At 44.7% G+C, this 19939-nt stretch carries 15 protein-coding genes and 3 tRNA genes; 2 read left to right on the plus strand and 16 right to left on the minus strand.

Features of this window, described 5'->3' with window-relative positions; all coding sequences use genetic code 11:
- The first annotated feature begins 11 nt into the window (after positions 1–11).
- A tRNA-Val gene (locus AC58UU_RS07775) sits at positions 12–84 on the plus strand.
- Positions 85–287: 203 nt separating this feature from the next.
- Here AC58UU_RS07775 and AC58UU_RS07780 read toward each other — a convergent pair.
- From AC58UU_RS07780 to AC58UU_RS07790, 3 genes are read right to left on the minus strand one after another with little or no spacing between them, the layout of a single operon-like run.
- The gene (locus tag AC58UU_RS07780; RefSeq protein WP_497314441.1) at positions 288–800 is read right to left on the minus strand and encodes a phosphoesterase; all 513 of its coding nucleotides are present in this window, start codon (positions 798–800) and stop codon (positions 288–290) included.
- Positions 793–2154, minus strand: coding sequence for a Na+/H+ antiporter NhaC family protein (locus tag AC58UU_RS07785; protein ID WP_497314443.1), 1362 nt, complete (start codon positions 2152–2154; stop codon positions 793–795). The genes AC58UU_RS07780 and AC58UU_RS07785 overlap by 8 nt, the downstream gene beginning before the upstream one ends.
- Positions 2155–2157: 3 nt before the next feature.
- Positions 2158–2991 (minus strand): alpha/beta hydrolase family protein, encoded by an 834-nt coding sequence (locus AC58UU_RS07790; protein ID WP_497314445.1) that lies wholly within the window; start codon positions 2989–2991, stop codon positions 2158–2160.
- Positions 2992–3158: 167 nt separating this feature from the next.
- Here AC58UU_RS07790 and AC58UU_RS07795 point away from each other — a divergent pair, with 167 nt between their 5' ends.
- Complete coding sequence (locus AC58UU_RS07795) at positions 3159–4295, plus strand: hypothetical protein (RefSeq protein WP_497314446.1); 1137 nt, start codon at positions 3159–3161, stop codon at positions 4293–4295.
- A 50-nt stretch (positions 4296–4345) separates the two neighbouring features.
- Here the strand turns inward: AC58UU_RS07795 and AC58UU_RS07800 are convergent, their stop codons facing one another.
- The 13 genes from AC58UU_RS07800 to AC58UU_RS07860 form a co-directional block, all read right to left on the minus strand.
- The gene (locus tag AC58UU_RS07800; protein WP_497314448.1) at positions 4346–5119 is read right to left on the minus strand and encodes a stalk domain-containing protein; all 774 of its coding nucleotides are present in this window, start codon (positions 5117–5119) and stop codon (positions 4346–4348) included.
- Positions 5120–5200: 81 nt separating this feature from the next.
- Positions 5201–5947 carry a DUF1906 domain-containing protein gene (locus tag AC58UU_RS07805; protein WP_497314450.1) on the minus strand — a complete coding sequence of 249 codons (747 nt, stop codon included), beginning with the start codon at positions 5945–5947 and terminating at the stop codon, positions 5201–5203.
- A gap of 152 nt (positions 5948–6099) precedes the next feature.
- Positions 6100–6378, minus strand: a complete 279-nt coding sequence (locus tag AC58UU_RS07810) for a DUF2277 domain-containing protein (RefSeq protein ID WP_497314452.1) — start codon at positions 6376–6378, stop codon at positions 6100–6102.
- A gap of 131 nt (positions 6379–6509) precedes the next feature.
- Complete coding sequence (xylB, locus tag AC58UU_RS07815; protein WP_497314453.1) at positions 6510–8036, minus strand: xylulokinase; 1527 nt, start codon at positions 8034–8036, stop codon at positions 6510–6512.
- Positions 8037–8295: 259 nt separating this feature from the next.
- A tRNA-Ile gene (locus tag AC58UU_RS07820) sits at positions 8296–8369 on the minus strand.
- A gap of 11 nt (positions 8370–8380) precedes the next feature.
- A tRNA-Met gene (locus tag AC58UU_RS07825) sits at positions 8381–8457 on the minus strand.
- A 91-nt stretch (positions 8458–8548) separates the two neighbouring features.
- Complete coding sequence (locus AC58UU_RS07830) at positions 8549–8713, minus strand: hypothetical protein (RefSeq protein ID WP_164484139.1); 165 nt, start codon at positions 8711–8713, stop codon at positions 8549–8551.
- A 163-nt stretch (positions 8714–8876) separates the two neighbouring features.
- On the minus strand, positions 8877–10628 hold the full coding sequence (locus AC58UU_RS07835; protein WP_497314455.1) for a hypothetical protein: 1752 nt from the start codon (positions 10626–10628) through the stop codon (positions 8877–8879).
- Positions 10629–10652: 24 nt separating this feature from the next.
- Entirely contained in the window at positions 10653–11909 is a 1257-nt protein-coding gene (locus AC58UU_RS07840) for an efflux RND transporter periplasmic adaptor subunit (protein WP_497314457.1), read from the minus strand.
- A 32-nt stretch (positions 11910–11941) separates the two neighbouring features.
- A complete protein-coding gene (locus tag AC58UU_RS07845; RefSeq protein ID WP_497314459.1) occupies positions 11942–15049 on the minus strand; it encodes an efflux RND transporter permease subunit in 3108 nt (1035 codons plus the stop codon).
- Positions 15050–15323: 274 nt separating this feature from the next.
- On the minus strand, positions 15324–17477 hold the full coding sequence (locus AC58UU_RS07850) for a hypothetical protein (protein ID WP_497314461.1): 2154 nt from the start codon (positions 17475–17477) through the stop codon (positions 15324–15326).
- A gap of 53 nt (positions 17478–17530) precedes the next feature.
- Complete coding sequence (locus AC58UU_RS07855; RefSeq protein ID WP_497314463.1) at positions 17531–19009, minus strand: ABC transporter substrate-binding protein; 1479 nt, start codon at positions 19007–19009, stop codon at positions 17531–17533.
- Positions 19006–19938, minus strand: a complete 933-nt coding sequence (locus tag AC58UU_RS07860; protein WP_171648498.1) for an ABC transporter ATP-binding protein — start codon at positions 19936–19938, stop codon at positions 19006–19008. Before AC58UU_RS07860 ends, AC58UU_RS07855 begins: the two co-directional genes overlap by 4 nt.
- Position 19939 lies beyond the last annotated feature (1 nt).

The raw sequence follows: 19939 nt of genomic DNA on the forward strand, positions 1-19939 counted from the left end.
CTTCAAAAAACGACTTGTTAGCTCAGCTGGGAGAGCACTATCTTGACAGGGTAGGGGTCAGTGGTTCGAGCCCACTACAGGTCATACTAAGAAAGTCCTTACATCGTAAGGGCTTTTTTTCGTTTTTCGTTACAGCACACAAAGTAACAATATCATATCACCAATCCGAATGATCGACTTAGTTTCATAATGGCTTCTTAATCTAAGGGGTGATATTAATAATCGTCTCTGCAGTTATATGAAGTTAAAGATTGACACTAGAAAAAAGGTACGATGAAACCGTACCATCACGACTGCTCCTCACTCACCACCACTGAATCTCGAATTTGTTCAAAAGAAACTGGCGTATAATCCCAATGCTCCACACTCACATTAAAGTAATGACGTCCCTCGTATTTCTGGCTGTGAATGTGGCCGTGTACGTTGACGTAGGGCATTTGTTTGTTCATATACATCGGCTCATGGGATAGGAAAAAGAAATTATTATAAATGATCGGGTACTCGCTCACTTCATCAAAGCCGACTTCAAGCCACCATGTTCTCGACCTCCCCCGATCGTGGTTACCAAGGATGAGGATTTTGTAACCATTTAGCTCCGAAACAATGGCTTTGGTTCGCTCGTTATTCAAGAAGGAAAAATCCCCTAGATGAAATACTTTGTCTTCTTTGCTAACAACAGCGTTCCATTTGGCAATCATAGTCTCGGTCATTTCGTCTGCATCGGCGAAAGGCCGAGCTTCGAAATCAATAATGGATGAATGACCAAAGTGATGGTCCGAAATAAAATAGGTATTAGCCATCGAATCCCACTCCTCTTCTACTACTTAAACTTCCACTTTTTCTCCACCATAAAGACCACAGTAAAGTACATACAGGCAAAGCCCAAAGAAACGGCGCATAGCCAACATACGCTAGCACGGGTATACCTACTATTGTTCCACAGACGATGGCAAGCATGTTCCACGGAATCATCGCAGCTAGAATGAGGCTTGAATCAGCCACAACTCGTGCAAGTTGACTGCGAGGAAATCTCTCTTCCCAAAAAGGCAGTAAACTCCGCCCCGTCATCATAATAGGCAATGTTTGCGTACAAGAAACAAGGCCAAGCCCTAAGCCAAACAGGGATGTTCGTACAGTCGCTGAAAGGAGTGAAACAGACGTCTCCCCTAGCAGCTTTTGCATATACGTCTCTAGGATACGATACTTTTCTAAAATGCCACTATAAGCACCTGCGAGTGCGATAAGAGCAATCAGTTCGATCATGTTAGAAAGACCTTTGGTTTGCAGCGATTCAAAAATGCTAGATTGGTAGCCGAACCACATATCGTGCAACCATTCATTCCATGTCATTTGTTGCAAGCTCATGCCAATTACGATCGCACAAGCAGTCGACAAGAGGAAGCCATTTCTTGTTTTGAACCTTAATAGGATTGAAATCAATAAAACAAGTACTGGCAGCAAAAGCCACAAGCTGTACCTAAAATCCGAAGCAAACTGCTGATTGTGTAGGGTGATGTCACTCTGATGCCATTCTCCACCAAAATCGCAAACTAAGAAAAACCCAAGCGCCACACCTAGCGCACCTATTGTTGTAGGTAGTAAGGCTTTAAAAAGGACCTGCATGGAAACGCCTGTTGAAGAAGCCACAAGTCTGTTCGCACTGGAAAATGGTGAAGTCCGATCGCCAACGAACGCACCCGACACGAGTGCACCAGCAACCATAGGAAGGGGGATTTGCAGCAGCAGCCCCAGACCAATTAATGGGATACCCACAGAACTTAGCGTTCCCGTGGAGGTACCCAGCACCATTGAGATGCAAACGGAAAGTACAAATGAAAATGTTAGAAAAAAACTAGGATCAACTATACTAAGGCCCAAATCAATCATAAATGGGATCGTACCGCTCATTGTCCATGTAGGGATAACCACTCCCACTAGGGCAAGAATCCAAATGACCTCTTTGGTGTGTTTGACACCTTCCCACATACTTTTCAAGATGCCCCGAAATGTTGTTCCCGCTCTCCAAATGAGGGCCCCCAAGGTCAAAAGCCCCAATGAAAATCCAATCACTAAAGGAATATGTAAAAAATATGCGACAGCAAGCCCTATAATCGTTATCGTGATAACTGCACTAAGTTGTCTAATCGTTAACATCGTTTAGGCTAACATCCCTTGAATCGTTCGTTTGGTTTCACGAATTGCTTCCTTCAGAGGCTTCGTCTCCCCTTGATACGGATGAACAGAACCAAAGGTATGGTTGCCCTCAGGAATTCTAATCCATGCAGTGGCGGCATTTTGCTCAACAAGCCTCTTTGAACCTCGGATTCCTCTCTCTCCATCTTCCGTCCCCTGAATAAGGGCGATTGGGAATTTAGCACCGCTAATCCTACCCATAATATTGAAGCGCTCACGATTATGCTCCATATCTTCTAAGATTTCGAGGTCTAGCGGCATGTTTTGCTTCGTGCGACCGTTCAACGTGTACGTTCTCCCTGTTGCCCGCATCTCCGCTTTATTTTCCTCCGTAAATAAATCAACATTCGCAATCCCGTTCCAACTAATCACACCGGCAACGTGTTCAGAATGATCAAGCGCATAGATTAAGCACACAGCCGCCCCCCTGCTATGGCCTAAAAGAAGAATGGGTTTCTGGTTGGCTGAACCTTCACGGTTACGAATATCATTCACAACTGCATGCAAATCTTCTAAATCTTTGGAATAGGTGTCTCGAGCAAACTTCTCAAGCTCCGTGAACTCAAGTAAGTCAGCGCCCACGCCGTTGTGAGAAAAATTGATCGAAATCACATCAACCTCTTCGGCTAACGCTTGCGCTACATGCGGGAACATCCCCCAATCCTTGAAGCCTTTATACCCGTGACAAATAATTAAAGTCCCTCTGGCCGGCTGTGATGCTGCCTCGTAAAAGTCCCCTCTCACAACACGATCTGTCTCTATACATAGTTCAAACGGTTTACCCGCGCTTGGTTTCATTCGTATTACCTTCCTTTCCAAATCGTGTTCTAAACGCTGCATACTTCTGTTATTTTATCACAAATCTAAATAGGACAGCATAAGCAGGACTACTGTTCATAAATTTAAGACATTTTGTAAAAACTTGATTATGTGCTTATAAAACTGAATGAGGAGGAAGCTAACCTATGCATCCATTCCGAGCAAACAGCTTGCTCCGAAAGCTGTTTTGCACGCTGTTGTTTACAACCCTATTAACAGCTGCAACAAGTATCAACACACAGGCTCACGGCAGTATGCCACAGTTTGAAGAAACCTCGAGTTCTGGGAAATTCCAGCTGGTCGTTAAAGTTTCACCTCATGCTGCTTATCAAACTGAAGCTATATTTGTAGATAAAAAATTACAACGAGAGCTAGATAATGGAGGTGCAGGTGCGCCATTCGTCGACCCCCTTCCCCCGGATACAACCCTTTCCTTTGACAAAAAAGGTGTGCAACAACGCTATGGTGTCACTCCGAATGGTGAAGTGGTCGATCTATCGGCGGGACTTACGATAAACATATCAAGTACCGCTCAAGAAACGCTGCGTTCACAAGTTCAAGTAGTTAGAGCCAGGCATTATGGCGAAATACTTCCCTGGGAGGAGGCGAGTGAAGTCCTTCCCAAATACAGCAAATTCACGATCGTAGACGTGGAGAGTGGTCTCAGCTTTGAGGGGCAGCGCCGCGCGGGCTCCCATCATGCGGATGTACAGCCGCTGACCAAATCCGACTCCGCGACGCTCAAAACCATCTACGGCGGCGCTTGGAGCTGGGACCGCAAAGCGGTCCTCGTGAAGCTGAACGGCCGCACGCTGGCCGGGTCCATGCACGGCATGCCGCATGGTGGGGATGGTATACCGGGAAATGACTTCAACGGTCATTTCTGTATTCACTTCCTCGGGAGCGTGACCCACGGCTCCCGCTCCGTTGACCCGGCACACCAGGTCATGGTGCACCGAGCCGCAGGCTTGCTGACGGAATACATCAGCAAGCTCTCGCCCTGGGCGCTGATCGACGTGTGGATCAGCGCGGCGAACCAAGGTGACCTGCAGCTGCTGCAGGTCACCACAGGGCAAGAGCAGGCGCTGCATGTGCGAAGCATGCGCCGCCTGTCCAAGTTCCCGGAGCGGGACGTGTCCCAGCTCCTGCAGCTCGACACCGCGGTTAACGTTTCGGCTACGCCGGTACGTGCTTCCGCGGTTGCGAACAAGCGTGTGCTCTTTCACCTTGAAAGAGCTTCGCTGGGTGAGCGCTGGTACATCCGCAGCGCTGTCATTCAATAAAAAAAGCCCGGCATCTCAGAGCTAGTCGAGAGATGCCGGGCTTTTGATGTTTATTTCACAGTAATTTTACCCTTCATGAAATTCTTATGAGGCTCACAGAAGTATGTATACTCACCTGGCTTAGCAAACGTAACACTTTCCGATTCACCCATCGCCAGAAGCGCTGTTTGGAAACTGCCATCATCAGCGACAGCATTGTGTTTCACTTTATCCTTATTCGTAAAGATAACAGTGGAACCTGCTTCAACTGTGATATCCCCTTCTTTGAAAGCAAAGCCCTCAATATTCACATAATATGTTTTTGCTACCTCTTGTCCGGATCCCGAAGTCCCTCCGCTAACGAGATTAACCGTCCGCGTTGTTTCATCATACAAGACCTTAATCCCGAACACTTCAGCCAAAAAGCGGGAGTGAACGAAGGTTGAACTGTTAATTAACTGAGCAGGACCGACCATGGAAACTTTGGAGCCGTCTACATTGGCTTCAGAGGATCCGATCATGAGCTTAACCGTTTTTGCGTCCTTCTTTACAGTTACCGTTTGTGTAGCGGCATCATAACCTACTTCTGATCCAATGCCTTCTGCAAAGGCACGGTACGGTACAAACAAGGAGTTATCAATCAGGTAGGACTCATCGAGCTGCAAGGGTTTACCATTCAAAGTTAGCTTCATATCGGATTTTACCTGCTGTTGTACCGTTGCTTTCATACTCATATCAGCCGCCATACTATCATGTCCAGGTTCATGTTCATTAGCCGAAACCGATAAGATGCTTGTAGTCAGCAAACCGAAACCCAGTACAACCGCGAATAAACTTTTTTTCATATTAAAAATCCTCCTTTGAATTTGTACATCTACTCTATAGAGTAAACGTATCAACGGAGGATTCGGTTTACTTTCGGGCGATTATTGATCCGGTTGACCCGAAACTATGCGCAGCTCATTGGCAAGTCGATGAAATTCTTCCCTGGCAGCAGTGGATGACGTCGCCTCATATCCAGCCGAAAGGAATGGTATAATCACATTGGCATCTTTAGGAGACAGAGGATACGACACAGGGGGATCAGGTGGTGCTATCGTATTCCACCAACCTTCATTTCCATACGAGTCATCGTAATCCACGCCAATCCCATGCTCAACTACATCGTTTAAGTATTGATAAATGTTTATGAAATCAGCCTTTTCACCACCACTCCAAGCATACGTTTGCCAAAAATGAGAGCAAGCTCCAGCGTTCCGGACGGCTTCCATCACGGTATAAGAACCATATACACCTGTCGTATACTCGGGTGTCGCCTCACTTGCTGCTCGGATATAGTCAATAATGGTTGGCATTTGGGCACTTGAGGTATCAAAATCTACAGCAAAGTAAATACAGCTGCCAGGTGGTTGGCCTAGATTATGAGCGACCTGTACAGCTGTTGCCCCATCAGCCAAACCAGCACTTCGTCCACCGAGAGCTCGGTTGGCGGTTGTTTCGAAAACTGATACAATTTGGAGTGCTGCTTCGCTGATCGTCTCCGCTTCACTTATGGTTAACGCCTTGTAACCACTCGGAACGAGATATCTGGCCACAAACAAGTAGCCATCATTGACGAAAGCAGCGGCGGTTTGTGCCGTTAAAGGCGTTGAACAATCAAAACCTTTGGTCACTTTCTATCACCTATTTTCTACTAGTTTCATACAGGATATGCGTAACAAGGCTTGAGCGCTACAAGGACAAGTTGAAAGCCTCTCCAGGTAAACACAAAAAAGGCTCTTTCTCCTTAAAGAAAGAACCCGCAATTACTTCATCTAAGATGTCATTAATCTTCTTTTGTTCCAAATCTTTTTGCATTCCTAGCACGCGCACGTTCGATTTCAACCTCACGATTACGAGGCTCAGCATTGGTTACCAACGAGTCAAACAGATTCCGGGCAACTAAACTAACATCCTTGACAGCTTGATTGAATGCCGCCTCATTCGCCTTCGAAGGCTCAGTAAAGCCCGAGATCTTTCTTACAAATTGCAGCGAGGCCGCCTGAATTTCATCATCGGTAGCCAAAGGGTCGAAATTGAAGAGTGTCTTAATATTTCGGCACATAGCTTTCTCCTTTTGATATCGTTATTAAATTAATTTTACAATAACATACGAGAATAAGCACACTATCCATTCTTAATAGCAATTAACCGTCGCACCTGGCGCATTTTATTAGAAAGAACTTATTTTCTGCACTATTGGCTTGAATGAGTAGTATTAGTATTGGTTAAACCACTCATTCTTTTGAACAATTCCTTATTGCATTGATATAACTCTCTAAAGATAGGGTAATTCTCTTCATAGACGGATCTATTCTTCAAAATAGGCGTAATCGGTCTCTCGGCTTGCTTCACCACGATTTCACACGCCTCCTCTATCGACGCGTATACGCCTGCCCCTACTCCAGCCATCATGGCCGCACCAATGCAAGCCTGCTCCTTCATAGCGGATGGATATAACTCACAACTGAGCACATCTGCAAGTATCTGCAGCCATACGGCACTTTTAGCTCCACCACCAGCCATCACGATTCGGTCAACTCTCACACCCAATGCCACCAATACCTCCAACCCATCGCGCAGCCCAAAAGCCACTCCCTCCATAACAGCCCGAACCAAATGGGCTTCATTGTGCTTCAGCGTTAAACCGAACATGACGCCTCTGGCAAAAGGGTCCATATGCGGAGTTCGCTCTCCAGTCAAATAGGGCAGGAAAATAAGCCCTTCTGAGCCTGGGGGAACCTGAGCAGCACTTTCATCGAGTGACCTGCTGTCCTTATTTTGGAGAATGTTCTCTGTTAGCCATCTATGTGATAGGCCGGCACTCAGCATCGCCGCCATCATATACCATTTGCCCGGCGCAGTGTGGGTAAAGGTATGAGTTCGCAGCAAGGAATCGTATGTAGGCGTATCCACAGGGACAAACCATTGTCCTCCTGTGCCCAGCGTGCACGAAGCCTGCCCCTGGTGTAAAACCCCATTGCCAATAGCCTGCATGGGTTGGTCTGCGCCGCCAAAGACAACAACAGTACCTGCTGGAATGGCACAATCGTTTGCTGCTTCAGTTGTCAGCGTTCCTGCAACCTCCCAAGGCTCACGAACGGTTGGCAGCAGTTCCGGATTAATTCCGAGCTGTCTCAACAGTTCACTGGACCAACACTTATTGGCTACATCATATGCTAATGTGCCTGAAGCATCTGTTGACTCAGTTCCTACTTCGCCGGTTAGCCTGTACCTGATATAATCCTTCGGCAGCATGACTTTCCAAATCTTCGCATAGGTATCCGGTTCATTCTGCTTTAACCACAACAGCGATAAAAGCAGAAAGCCGGTCGCAGCCCGGTTCTGTACTAGCTTGCCAATCTGCTCGATAGAATACATCGCCTCAAGCTGTTCCTTCTGTTCAAATGAACGCTGATCGCACCAAATAATCGCCGGCCGAAGCACTTGTCCGTCCATCCCTATCGCAACAAGCCCATGCATTTGTCCAGATAAGCCAATAGCGTAACGGTCGCTGCTACCTGCGCCTGCTTGCCTGACAGATTCAGACAAGGTTTGTTGTACAGCCTCCCACCATAGCTGAGGCTCTTGCTCCGCATAGCCGACTAAGGGCGAATGAATGTCATAGCTTTGCTGAGATAAGCCTACCATCCGTCCCGCGGGGTCCATGGCAGCCGTCTTCACGCTGGAAGTCCCTAGATCTATTCCGAGTAGTATTGTCATTCTATATCCCATCCATTTCTTAAGTGTTCAGCCTGTTTTTGCTGTCCAGTATGCTCTTATCCTATCTGTGCCAATATCGTGCATGAACAATTCTTCGACATTTGAGGTCACTGTCCCTTTAGGAATATTAGACTAGCCTGTAAAAGTACGTGCTAAAATGTAAAAAAGCCCCTCGATTTCATCGTGAAGAGATGAAATCGAGAAGCTTATTTAAGGGGATAAAATAATAAAAACCCTTATACCAAGGGTTTCCGTGCTATGGGCCCAGAGGGACTCGAACCCCCGACCAATCGGTTATGAGCCGACCGCTCTAACCAACTGAGCTATAGGCCCAAAGTAAAATTTGGTTGCGGGGGCAGGATTTGAACCTGCGGCCTTCGGGTTATGAGCCCGACGAGCTACCGGGCTGCTCCACCCCGCGTCATTAGCTGCCGCTCAACAGCGACAAAAATAAATATACACTAAATGCGAGGTCTAAGTCAAGCGTTAATTTCTAGGGCATTTCGTTTGAATTACGTGTTATAACGAACGCCAAATCGCCCTTTTTTAGATTTAAAAACTTCCACTTCTTGTGGGCATTCATAGCCGTAAATCCACCAGTCTTCTTCCATTCTTTTCGCCAGGCAGCCCGCTTGAAACTTGGAATCGTATAATTTGGCCCAATATATCCAGTTCATTGTATTCACTCCGTTATGTTCATTTCGTTAATCCTATCTTATCCAAAAAAAGGCCCCCTTATGAGCACTCCTCCACTAAGCAATGAGTTACTGCTCAAAATAAAGCAAAAAACTACTTGGAGATGCTCTAGAGCATAGGTCCAAGTAGTTTTCATTGATTTAACTATTGTTTGAAAGTAGTCAACAACCGTTTAACGGATTCACCATATTCGTTCGTGAATGTCTCAAATACCTTGACTTGAATTGGGAAGTCTAGTTGGTTTGATTTCGCATTTAGGTTAATTGTGTTTGTTCCATTGTATAAACGTCCCTCGCCTGACAAGGCTTCAACTGATTTCCCAACAGGATTTCCAACATTATCGAATAATTCGAATGAGAGCTTACTGTTAAACTTATCTACCGTTACTTGCTTATCCGGCTTAATGTCCAGATCCAGCTTCAACTTATAATCATAAGTCATATTACCTTGGAAAATAGCTGAAATTGTCCAATCTTTAATAGTAATACCATACGGGTACACGTCCAGCGTTTTGCTCGTTGGATCATTCTTCTGAACAGGTACTTTCGCCGTCGCAAGCAGTGATTTATAAGTCGTATCGCCACTAACTTGTTGGCTGTAAAGGTTCATTTTCAGGCCTTCACCCTTTTCAGATGCTGGAAGTGCATACGAATAACTAATCACATACGAGGCATTAGGAACAACACTTAGTGCTGTAGCTTCCTGTCTTCTTCCTCCATACGCATAACCATCTTTACTAACAAGCTCCGTTTGGATCGCCGGAATTGGTATTGGACGGTCACTGTTGTTCGTCAGTTTAAACTTCGCGACAGCCGTATTAAAGCCATCGTCTTCATTACTTGTTACATGTAATTCAACCAACGAAACATCAACATTGGAAGGAACGAATTTATTCGTAGAATCCAGTTTAACTGGTGTACCTAAGGTATATTCTGGGGCAGGGATGACTCCCTGCGTCGCTGCTCCTGTAGGAAGAAGTATATTGACACGTCCTACCCGGTAAGTGTCTTCGTGGAACTTACCATCACCTGTCGCAGTGGCAAAACTCTCTGGTGTCACTACATTCAAGCTAGTAAATTCCGTATCCAGATCAGTTGGAATGACAATATGGATATATTTTTTCTCACCTGGATCTAACATGACGGAAGCTTCGGCGCGATTGCCGGAATAAACGTTATTTTCTGTTTTCCCATCAATCCCAAAGTTAGGTACGGTTTGACGTTCGTTGGTCGGATTTACAACTTGAATTTGCACAACCGTGGAAACGCCTTTGGCTGTAATTTCCTTATGAATGTCCACAGGTATGAATCCAAGGGATGAGCGCAAAGAAGGTAAAGTAAAAGCTTCTCCCCATTTAAGAATAGCGGTTGGTTTCGTTATCGTGCTGTCACTGCCATTCCATACGATACCTGAGTCAACTGCTACGGTAAGCAGTGTTGTTTCTTCTTTTGGATACACTTCAAGATCTACATCTACAAAGCTGAGGTCGGTAAGAGCAACATCGTCACTCCGTTCAACCGTCGTCAAGTAGCTGAGCTCCTGCTGGCTCTTGGGTTGTATGGATTTAGGGTTTTTGGCACTTGGCTGCAGCGTATATTCGGTACCATCAGCCATCCGAACCCGCAGTTCAAAGTCAGGTACACGAGAGATTTTACCACTCGTATTTCTAATTCGAATGACGGCACCCAATTTCGTTGAATCCGACTCGTGCTCATTGAGCATGCTTTTAATTTCGACCTCAATTTTATCCTTCAGTGTATAGCTTATACTTGTATTTGCTGCAGCTACTGCTGCCAAGTTCAGACCATCCGCAGCCCATGCAGGAAAAGATGCTGTAGTTAAAAGTGCTGCTGATAGAACAATGGTAGCTAGTGATCTCTTCATCGTCTTATTCACTTATTTCTCCTCCTCAAGCTTTTGTTAGTTACCAACTTTTATTTTATCTTGATCTTTTAGTTGATGTTGACCGGATATAACAAGAATTTCGTCTTCTTTTACGCCAGAAATAACTTCCTGATTGGTCTCATTCAATCGACCAAGTTCAACTTTACGCTTCTGAACCGTTTCACCATTCACAACAAAGACAAAATTATTACTGCCTTCGCGGACGATGCTAAGACTTGGAACGACAGGTACATTTTGTTCATCATCTTTGGTAAGTTCTACTTGTGCCTTGGAGCCTGGTTTCAGCTTGCCATCAGGATTCGGAACCTCCAATTCCAGGTCATAAGCTTTGGATTGTCCGTTAATCACATCCGATAAGTAAATCACTTTAGCTCCGGCTTTCGTCGTTACCCCTGGTATGTAGAAAGTCAATTCGTTCTTGCCCCTAACAAGGTTAGCCGATGCTTCGGTAAGCTGGGATTTGATTTTGACCGGATTCGTCTGTTGAACTTCCCCTACGCGGCCGCCTGGCGCTAAAGTTTGACCGACAGTCACATTAAGATCGGTTAACACGCCGGAAGCTGGTGCTTTTACTTCAAGATTGCTAAGAGTCCTCTCAATATTCCGTGCACTTACTTGCGCCGATTCTAAACTAGTCTCTACTTGTGCGAGCGAATTCGTCTCTTTCAATGTTTTCAGTGATCTACGTGCGCTTGCTAAATCTTTCTTTCTATTAATAAGTGCCGTTTCCGCCTGCTCTAATTGAGATTTCGTTGCTGTCCCTAGATCATATTCATTGCGCACCGTGTTGTAGGCTTTCTCTAGATCACTAACAGCAGTCTCCAACTTAGAAACGCCATCCTTGGCATCTTCAATCCCATTGGAAGTCTTCTGTTTAGCCTCTGTAAGTCCTGCTTGCGCCCCTTTAATATTAACAGAATTCAAATCCTTCTGTATAAGAACATCGGTTGGATCCAGGCGGAAAAGCACTTCGCCCTTCTCTACGATATCTCCGCGTTTCTTCACGATTTCAATGACTTCGCCACCAGTCTTCGCGACGATATCTAATTGAACTGATGATACTACGTCTCCGACTTGTTCAACAGGCTCACCAATTTTTTGCTTAGCAATTTTGGCCGTTTTCACTACCTTGACCCCTTGTTCGGCTGCAGCAGTTGTTGCTGCCGGGCTTGCTGCTGGTGATGCGGAACATCCTACGGCTATCGCCGCGCTGAGCGCGACGACACCGAATAATTTGGTACTCTGTTTAATCATAAACAACTGACGTTTCATATTCATTTTCTCCTTTTCCCCTGTTTAGCTTATTAGTGGGCAGACTCTGCTTGCTCCGATTGGATGGTATTCGATTTTCCTTTTCTCTTGAAGAGGCGGCCTTCTCTTTTCTTAAATAAGATCTCGTAAATGATAGGCACAATTACGAGTGTTAGCAGAGTTGAAGTCGTAAGACCGCCAATAACTACAACTGCTAAACCTTTGGAAATGATCGTTCCTTTGGATAATCCAAGTCCTAAAGGCATCAGTGCAAGGATAGTAGCACCTGCCGTCATGATAATAGGTCTTAACCGCGTAATTCCGGCTTCAATAAGTGCCTCACGAATCGAATAATCTTGCTCTCTTAGCTGCTGTACGCGGTCTACGAGTACGATCGCGTTTGTTACAACGATACCGATCAGCATTAGGAAGCCGATGAGCGAAGTTACATTGATCGATTCTCCCGTTATTAGAAGTCCTAAGAGGCCCCCAATAGCTGCAAGCGGCAGTGAAAACAGAATGGCAAGCGGCGCTCTAGCGTTACCAAAGGCAATAACCATAACCATGTAAACAATGAAGATAGAAGCAATGATAGCCATAAACATTTGCATGAAGCTTTTTTGAATATCATCGGATACACCCTTCACTTCACGAGTGACGCCTGAAGGTAGTTCTAACTTCGCCAGTTCTTCCGTAATTTTCTTGCTGACGCCGCCTTTATCCGTGGCATCAATTTTCGCTCTTACACTGACGATTTGTTCTTGATCTTCACGACTAATGCTATTTGGCGCTTCAATCTGTTTGACTCGAGCTACTTCATTTAATTGAATCGTTTGACCAGTAGGAGTCTTGATCAAGAAAGTACCCAGTTTATCCACAGAGTTTTTGTAAGCGGGATTCAACATAACCTTGGTTGCATAGGTGATGTTATTAAATTTCAGATCGCCCAGTTTCTCTTCTGCTATCCAGGCGTTGACGGATTGTAAAATTTGAGCACTAGAAAGTCCATACAAACGTGCTTTGTTTTGATCTACAATAATCTCGACTTCGGTTTTAGAATCACTCAAGCTGTCTTTAATGTCGTTCAGCTCAGGGAACTCCTTCATTTTATCTTTAACCAGCTGCGATGCTTGCTTAAGATAAAGCTGGTCATCCCCTTTAAGGGAATACGAGAAATCAGATCCTGTTGAGGTAGGAGGCCCACCGGTAAACAATTGTATATTCACATCGGATCCTGGAGGCATCAGTTTCAACATATCTTCCTTATACTTTTTGACACCTTCTGTAGCATCGGTTTCTGCTGTTAGCTCGAAAAACATCATTGCTCTATAAGCATACCGATCACTGCTCTGGTTGTAACCTACAAGGGATTCAATGTACTTGAATGCAGGTTTGCCAACTTTGTCCGTATGTGATTTCAAATCTTTTTCAAGTTCTTTGGACTTCTCATTCATCATTTCGATGGATGTTTCTCGCGGCATTTTAATCTCAATGACCCCTTGTTTAACGGCTTCACTATTCGGCATGAAAGCCACCGCTAAATTAGGCACTGTAATGACGATCGAGATGATAAGGGCAACGCCAGCTAACAATAAAGTTTTGATGCGGTTGTTCAAGGACCATATGATCGCTTTTCTGTATTTCACACCCATAGGTCCCACGTGATTATCATCGTGATTTGTAAGCTTCTTGCTTCTAAGTACCATCAGCTTCGCCAGCATCGGAATCACCGTTAATGCAACAATCAATGATGACATTAAAGCTACAACAAGTGTAATAGCAAAAGGACGGAATACTTCACCAACTACCCCACTCACGAACCCGATGGGACCAAATACACCTACTGTTGTAATTGTAGAGGAAGTAATCGCGCTTGAAACCTGTTTCGTTGCTAATTTAATAACAGATTCGTTACGCTCTTGAGCTTTTTGCAGCTGACTATAGATATTCTCAATAACGACGATACTGTCGTCCACGACCCGCCCGACTGCAATGGCCATTCCTCCTAACGTCATGATGTTAAGGGAAATGCCTAAGGGTCCCATAACTAATAACGTAACAAGAATCGAAAGAGGAATCGACACGAGTACGATAATCGTCATACGTATATTACGAAGGAAGAGCAAGATCATTAATGAGGCAAGGACTGCGCCTAATCCGCCTTCTTGCACCATGCCGTGGATGGAATCTTTAATATCGTTGGCTGAATTGTAAATTTTGTGGAATTTCACGCCAGGTAGCGTTTGTCCCCAGTCTGTCATGAGCTTATCTGCACTATCTGCAAACTCTACAGCATTCGCTGCTTTCGTTTTGTAAAGCAGTACGCCGATAGCTGGTTGATCATCTAATCTTGCAATGAACTTGGACTCGCTGATAGCTTCAACTTTGGCAATTTGTTTGAGAAGAAGCGTATCGCCTGTTTTCGTTGTGATTTTCAAATTGTCCAAATTATAAATCGTATCCATTTCACCTTTAACTCGAACCATCTGCGTGTTTCCATTGAAATCTACCGTACCCGCAGGACTAGATACCAATGAGGCTTTGATCAAACCCGAAACATCTGCCGGGGTTAGACCATAATTATTTATCGCAGGCGCATCCAGCTTAATGGTAAGTACGGCATCCTGATTGCCTACAGAGTCGACATGGTCGATCCCTTTGAGCCCATTAAAGCCAGGAAGAATCGTATCTTTGTAGGCTTTATCCAACTCGGTTTGGTTCATTCCTGCCTCACCGTAAACCGCTAAATAATAGACCGGTTCGGAAGAAAAGCCTGCCGTTAACACCTTAGGCTTCTCAGAGCCTTGAGGCAGCTTAACATTGGAGATCAAGCTCTCCACATCTTTCTTAACATCTTCAGGCTTCTTGTCTTGTTCTAACTCCAGGATAATCTGTGAATAATTGTCCTGCGAGCTGGAGCTAAGGGTTTTGAGTCCATCTAGCCCTGCGACAGCCTTCTCTAGCGGCTTTGTAATTTCATCCAGCACATCCTTCGGAGGTGCTACGTATGTAGTACTAATAATAACGACCGGAAATGTAATATCTGGCATACTTTCTACCTTTAGTGTGGTTGTAGAATACGTTCCTCCTACGACCAATAGCAGCATAACGATGAAAATTGCTGCCACATTTTTCATTGAAAACTCGGTTAACTTGGACATTCTCACTTCTCCCCTATCACCAGCTTTAATACCTACATCCTTCATGCTCACTCAATCATCATACTTGGAATTTCTTAACAAAACATAAACTAGAATTGAAAATTTTATGTTTTTTCTCGGTCAGGATTTATTATAGCTCTTCATTTTGATAAAAACAGGTGAGTGAAGTCATATTCCAGTCATATATTGGTCATATGAGCAGCTAAACGCTTATGACTTCTTGTGACTAAAATGAAAAAAGCGAAGGCTGAATGCCCTCGCTTCAAATAATGAATTAGTCCGTTGTAACAAACCAATCAGCTTTCTGTGTGGCCAGCAGCTTTCTCTGACCTTGAAACTCGTCATAAATACTAAGAGTATACTTTTCTAAGAATTTGGTGTTATAAATGAGACCCGGATCTGGATTTGTAATCTTGAAATTCTCCCGCTTGCCAAGACGGATCTTCGAATCTTCATCTGCTGTTGAGTCACCGTTGATAACGTCAAAGTCTTTGAAATCAAACTTTTTCTCAAATCGTTTAATCCCACCGCCATCTTCAAAAACAAGCAGCAAGTTATGGCCTTCGGTATTAATTTCTGTCAATTTTTCTTTGGTTAACTCGTAATTGAATTTTATTGTAAATACTTTATCCTCAATCGATGTCCCAATCTTATCAATCGTAATGGTATAGGGGAATAATTCGACATTTTTAAGCGTTGTTGCTACGTTTGTCTTCTCGTCAGGCAGCCAGTAGGAAACTGGGTTCACATAGGAATCTGCAACAGCTTTTTCACCTTCTGACAGCTTCCCTTCGGTCACTGCTTCCCCAAGAAGTAAGCTCAAATTCGCTGTCGTGTAACCTTTTGGCACAGAAGCCCATACATTTAATAGCGCTTTTCCTGTTGGACTAATTTTGTTCTTTACTTCAGCAATAGTTGCTGGGAAAACCGTTCCATCCGATGATCGGAAATTGGCGACGAACTTGGATACATTCGTGAAACGCTTTTCCAAATTGGTTGCTTCCACCATAGCGGAGTACATGATGTTCGTTTTATCCTCATAAGTAGATACACTTCGAACTACATACTTCGCTTTACGCCCAATATCATTGGAGGTATAGGACTGCCCCATACCAATGAAAGGAATAGCCTGAAGCTCCGCCTGAGTAGAAAACTCCAGCACATCCGTTGCAGTAGCAGTGCCCGTACCAGTACCCGCCGGCGGCGTTTCTCCCTCATTCTCTTGAAGAACTAGTTTAATTTGAGAAAATTCATACGTATACGGCACTTTACCTGCAATTTGCAAATTGACGCTCGCTCCTGCTCCCAATCCGATTACTTTCGCCGTCTGAATGAGCTTAGCATCAATTTTCACTGCGCCATCAAGCAGGAAATACCCTGATAATTTCGGGATAGGAAGTGACTCCTCACCTTTATTACTTAGTGTCAGATCGGCTGTTAGTAAGTCTTGATCTTCCCAAGGCAGTCGGTGTAATCCATTAAGTTGAGTAGTATAAACACCTGATTTACTTGTGAAGGAATACTCCTTACCTACAGAGCCACCTTCTTGCTGCGTAACGGCAGGCAGCCCAAAATTCGCAACGGAAACATTCAATTTCAAGTCAGGAATTGTTTCTGCTACCGCCAATTGCCAAGCGTCCGTGCTAACTGCTACCGGAATGGAACCGGATAGTTGAATTTCTTTACTTTCCTTCGGATTGATCTTCAAATCTTTCAATCCTTTGGCTTCCAGTGGATAAAGCAAACCCTCTTTTGTGCGAATCGAGAAGAGGTAAGAAGGAATCGTAACGGTATGATTGCCAGCATTCTCTAAAGTCACATATACGGTGGGAACGTGATATTTTTCATTCTTATTGCTGACAAACTTTTTAATTGAAGCTTTCACGTTGGTTCCATTTACAGAAATGGCTGCAGAACCATCTTCTGAAGGCGTTACGTCTGTATAGGTGTCTGGTACGGCAACCTCACCCAGAACACGTTCAAAATTAGACTGACTAAAATCCCATTTGATAAATTGGACAACGAGATCTTGCAAGTTCGTGCTGGTGTTAACGGTCGCATAGAACGTTAAATCAGTCGTTGAACCGGGAGCAACCCGGTTCTTATCCTTATCTGCAGGCAGCAAACGTGCTGAAAATTGATTGCCGGATTTGCTTTTCAACCGAACCCAATAATCAATAAATTGCAGCTCACTGCTCCCCTCGTTGTGAATAGTAATGGTAAATGTAGCGAGCTTGCCGCTTTGATCAGGCAAAACATGGATCTGTTTCAATTCAAAGTAACTGCTACCTGTGATGGAAACCTTACCAATAGTTGCAGTAATAGCGGATGGACTGCTATCCGCCCAAACGGGCGTTACAGCTCCGAGCGCCAATGCAGCAGATAAGGCAATGGTTGCCAAGCGATTATAGCGTATCTTGTTGTTCATGGTAATGTGCTTCCTCCTTCATATTATCATCCTTTAAGAAATTCCAGCTTGCCTTAGCCAGCAGGCACAGCCTGCTGTATCATCGGGTTCATAGGCGCATTTGGATTTTCCTTCATTTGTTTGAGCATCGCATCCCCTTGGGTTTGCCATTGCTTGAGCGCTTCGCGAGCTGTCGTTTTCCCTTGAAGGACACTCATAAACTGCGTACGACCAATTTCTTGTACCTGATAAATGTTAGGATTAGTGCGATAAATCTTGGTGTTATTATCCATTGGAGCTGGTGTCACATTGTAGAAAGCTTCCATGTGGAATTCCAACCCATCTTTGGGCTTCAAATATTTGGAACGGGCAACCAAGTTATAGGAGCTATGAGATTTCAATTTTGCCCAGTCTTCGCCATTGATGAACTTTATGAACTTCCAAGCATCATCAGGGTTTTGCGCTTTGGCATTTATACCCATAATACCATTCATATAGATGGCTCCGCCAACACCTTTTGCTTCCGGGTGGGAAGGAATCGTTACGACATCCCATTCAATGGGGGTATAGCCTTTAAAATTGGCTGCATTTTTATTCGCATTCGTAAGCTGCTGTATTTGACCATAGTTGATAATCGCCATGGCCAAGCGGCCTGACATGAAATCATCATACGCAAAAGGATTATTTTGATCATACTGACGGTTCATTTGCTTCTGCGGATCCATCATCTCTGGGAACACATTCTCTTTTTGCATTTGTGCCATTTTTGCCCAAACTTTTTCCCATTGGTCCGTATCCACCGTCATTTTCTCACCAGCATCATCGAACATTTTTAATTGCAGAGGAGCTGTGTACATTTGCATACCATAGAACAAATCTCCGCCTTGAGATTGCGTTGTAAATGAGAAACCATTGATTCGGCTCTCTCCTTCCCCTTTAACAAGGCGTTTGGAAAGATCGAATGTCTCATCCCATGTCATCCCATCCTTCGGAAAATCGACTCCCGCATCTTGGAACATTTTCTTGTTATAAATGAGTGCCGAGGAGCTGAATGTCGGAGCAAGTGCGTAAAGTTTACCGCCGCCTGCATTTTTCATGCCATCCATAACAGCTGGAACGATCCCTGCGGTATCGAATTTATCTTTCGTTATTCGTGGATCAAGCTGTGTTAGCAAGTTGCTTTCAATGATATCCGGCAGTTGTTCATAACCAACCATAACCACATCCGGTGGATTATCACCCTGCATCACTTCCTTAAGCTTCTCCGTGGGATCAGGCATCTTCTCGCCAGGTTGAACGTTACCGTAACGGTATTTCTCATCCATTGTTGGAATCATTTCAATCTTGATATTCGGATTGGCGAATTCAAATATTTCGGTGAATTGTTGTCGGAAATATTCGTCATCACCACCGTACATCATAGAAGTCGCGATCTTAAGCACGCGCTCCTGTTTATCATCGGCTTTTTCCCCTTTGGTACAAGCAACAGCTAGTGGAGCCACCATAGCCAGCGTTAAGGTTGTAGCAAGCATTTTACGTGATATCATTTTCATTTAGATTTTCCTCCAACGGTTTGTGAATTAGATTCAATTCGTTCGATACTTTCATTCGCAGATAAATCTTTCGGTGCTTTAATCATAATTTTCTCGCCATCAAACTCCATCGTAGCTTTTCCGTCGATTTGCAGAGCGCTCAAGTAAGCTTTCGGAACCTGAAGTCGTCCCGCGCGGTCGAGCACCACATACTCCTCATGGTCTTCACCTGTGAGTCCTGTCGACGTTCCATCAAGCGCTGAGATCGAAGGATTGCGAGCAATAAACTCCGAACTTGTCATGCCATCTCGAATGGCAACGACTCGCCCTACTTTGCCTGCCATGGACATATCATGGGTAACAATGACAATTGTCACTCCCAATTCCTTATTTAGCCGTTGGAAGATAGAAAGAATCATATCCGCTGTCTTCGTATCCACCGACCCCGTCGGTTCATCCGCAAGCAGCAAACGCGGACGGTTTGCAAGCGAAATCGCAATAGCCACGCGCTGCTGTTCCCCACCTGACAGTTCTTGCAGCTTGTTATTCAAACGGTGGCTGAGACCCACCCATTCAAGCAGCTGTTTCGCATAGGCAGGGTCATAATTCCCGCTGAGCATCATTGGCATTTCCACATTCTCAAGCGCAGTGAGGTACGAGACGAGATTTCGCGCATTATTTTGCCAGATGAAGCCGACTGTATGTCGTTTGTAATCAACTAGCTGCTTATCGGTAATCTTCAATAAATCCCAATCGCCGACTTTCACTTGACCCGCAGAAGGGCGATCAAGCCCTCCTAATATGTTCAGCAGTGTGGACTTGCCGCTTCCGCTGTTCCCGATAATGGCCATAAGCTCGCCTGCGTCGATCTGAATATTTAGCCCTTGCAAAGCGACAACTTCAATCTCGTCTGTCTTATAAATTTTGACTAAGCCCTCGCAAGTAATCACG

The organism is Paenibacillus sp. JT22N1, assembly GCF_059692155.1.

Excerpts from the sequence above, each read along its gene's own strand:
- AC58UU_RS07780 (WP_497314441.1), bottom strand. The coding sequence starts at position 800 with ATGGCTAATACCTATTTTATTTCGGACCATCACTTTGGTCATTCATCC.
- AC58UU_RS07850 (WP_497314461.1), bottom strand. The coding sequence starts at position 17,477 with ATGAACAACAAGATACGCTATAATCGCTTGGCAACCATTGCCTTATCT.
- AC58UU_RS07845 (WP_497314459.1), bottom strand. The coding sequence starts at position 15,049 with ATGTCCAAGTTAACCGAGTTTTCAATGAAAAATGTGGCAGCAATTTTC.
- AC58UU_RS07795 (WP_497314446.1), top strand. The coding sequence starts at position 3,159 with ATGCATCCATTCCGAGCAAACAGCTTGCTCCGAAAGCTGTTTTGCACG.
- AC58UU_RS07840 (WP_497314457.1), bottom strand. The coding sequence starts at position 11,909 with ATGAAACGTCAGTTGTTTATGATTAAACAGAGTACCAAATTATTCGGT.
- xylB (WP_497314453.1), bottom strand. The coding sequence starts at position 8,036 with ATGACAATACTACTCGGAATAGATCTAGGGACTTCCAGCGTGAAGACG.
- AC58UU_RS07830 (WP_164484139.1), bottom strand. The coding sequence starts at position 8,713 with ATGAACTGGATATATTGGGCCAAATTATACGATTCCAAGTTTCAAGCG.
- AC58UU_RS07790 (WP_497314445.1), bottom strand. The coding sequence starts at position 2,991 with ATGAAACCAAGCGCGGGTAAACCGTTTGAACTATGTATAGAGACAGAT.
- AC58UU_RS07785 (WP_497314443.1), bottom strand. The coding sequence starts at position 2,154 with ATGTTAACGATTAGACAACTTAGTGCAGTTATCACGATAACGATTATA.
- AC58UU_RS07855 (WP_497314463.1), bottom strand. The coding sequence starts at position 19,009 with ATGAAAATGATATCACGTAAAATGCTTGCTACAACCTTAACGCTGGCT.
- AC58UU_RS07810 (WP_497314452.1), bottom strand. The coding sequence starts at position 6,378 with ATGTGCCGAAATATTAAGACACTCTTCAATTTCGACCCTTTGGCTACC.
- AC58UU_RS07800 (WP_497314448.1), bottom strand. The coding sequence starts at position 5,119 with ATGAAAAAAAGTTTATTCGCGGTTGTACTGGGTTTCGGTTTGCTGACT.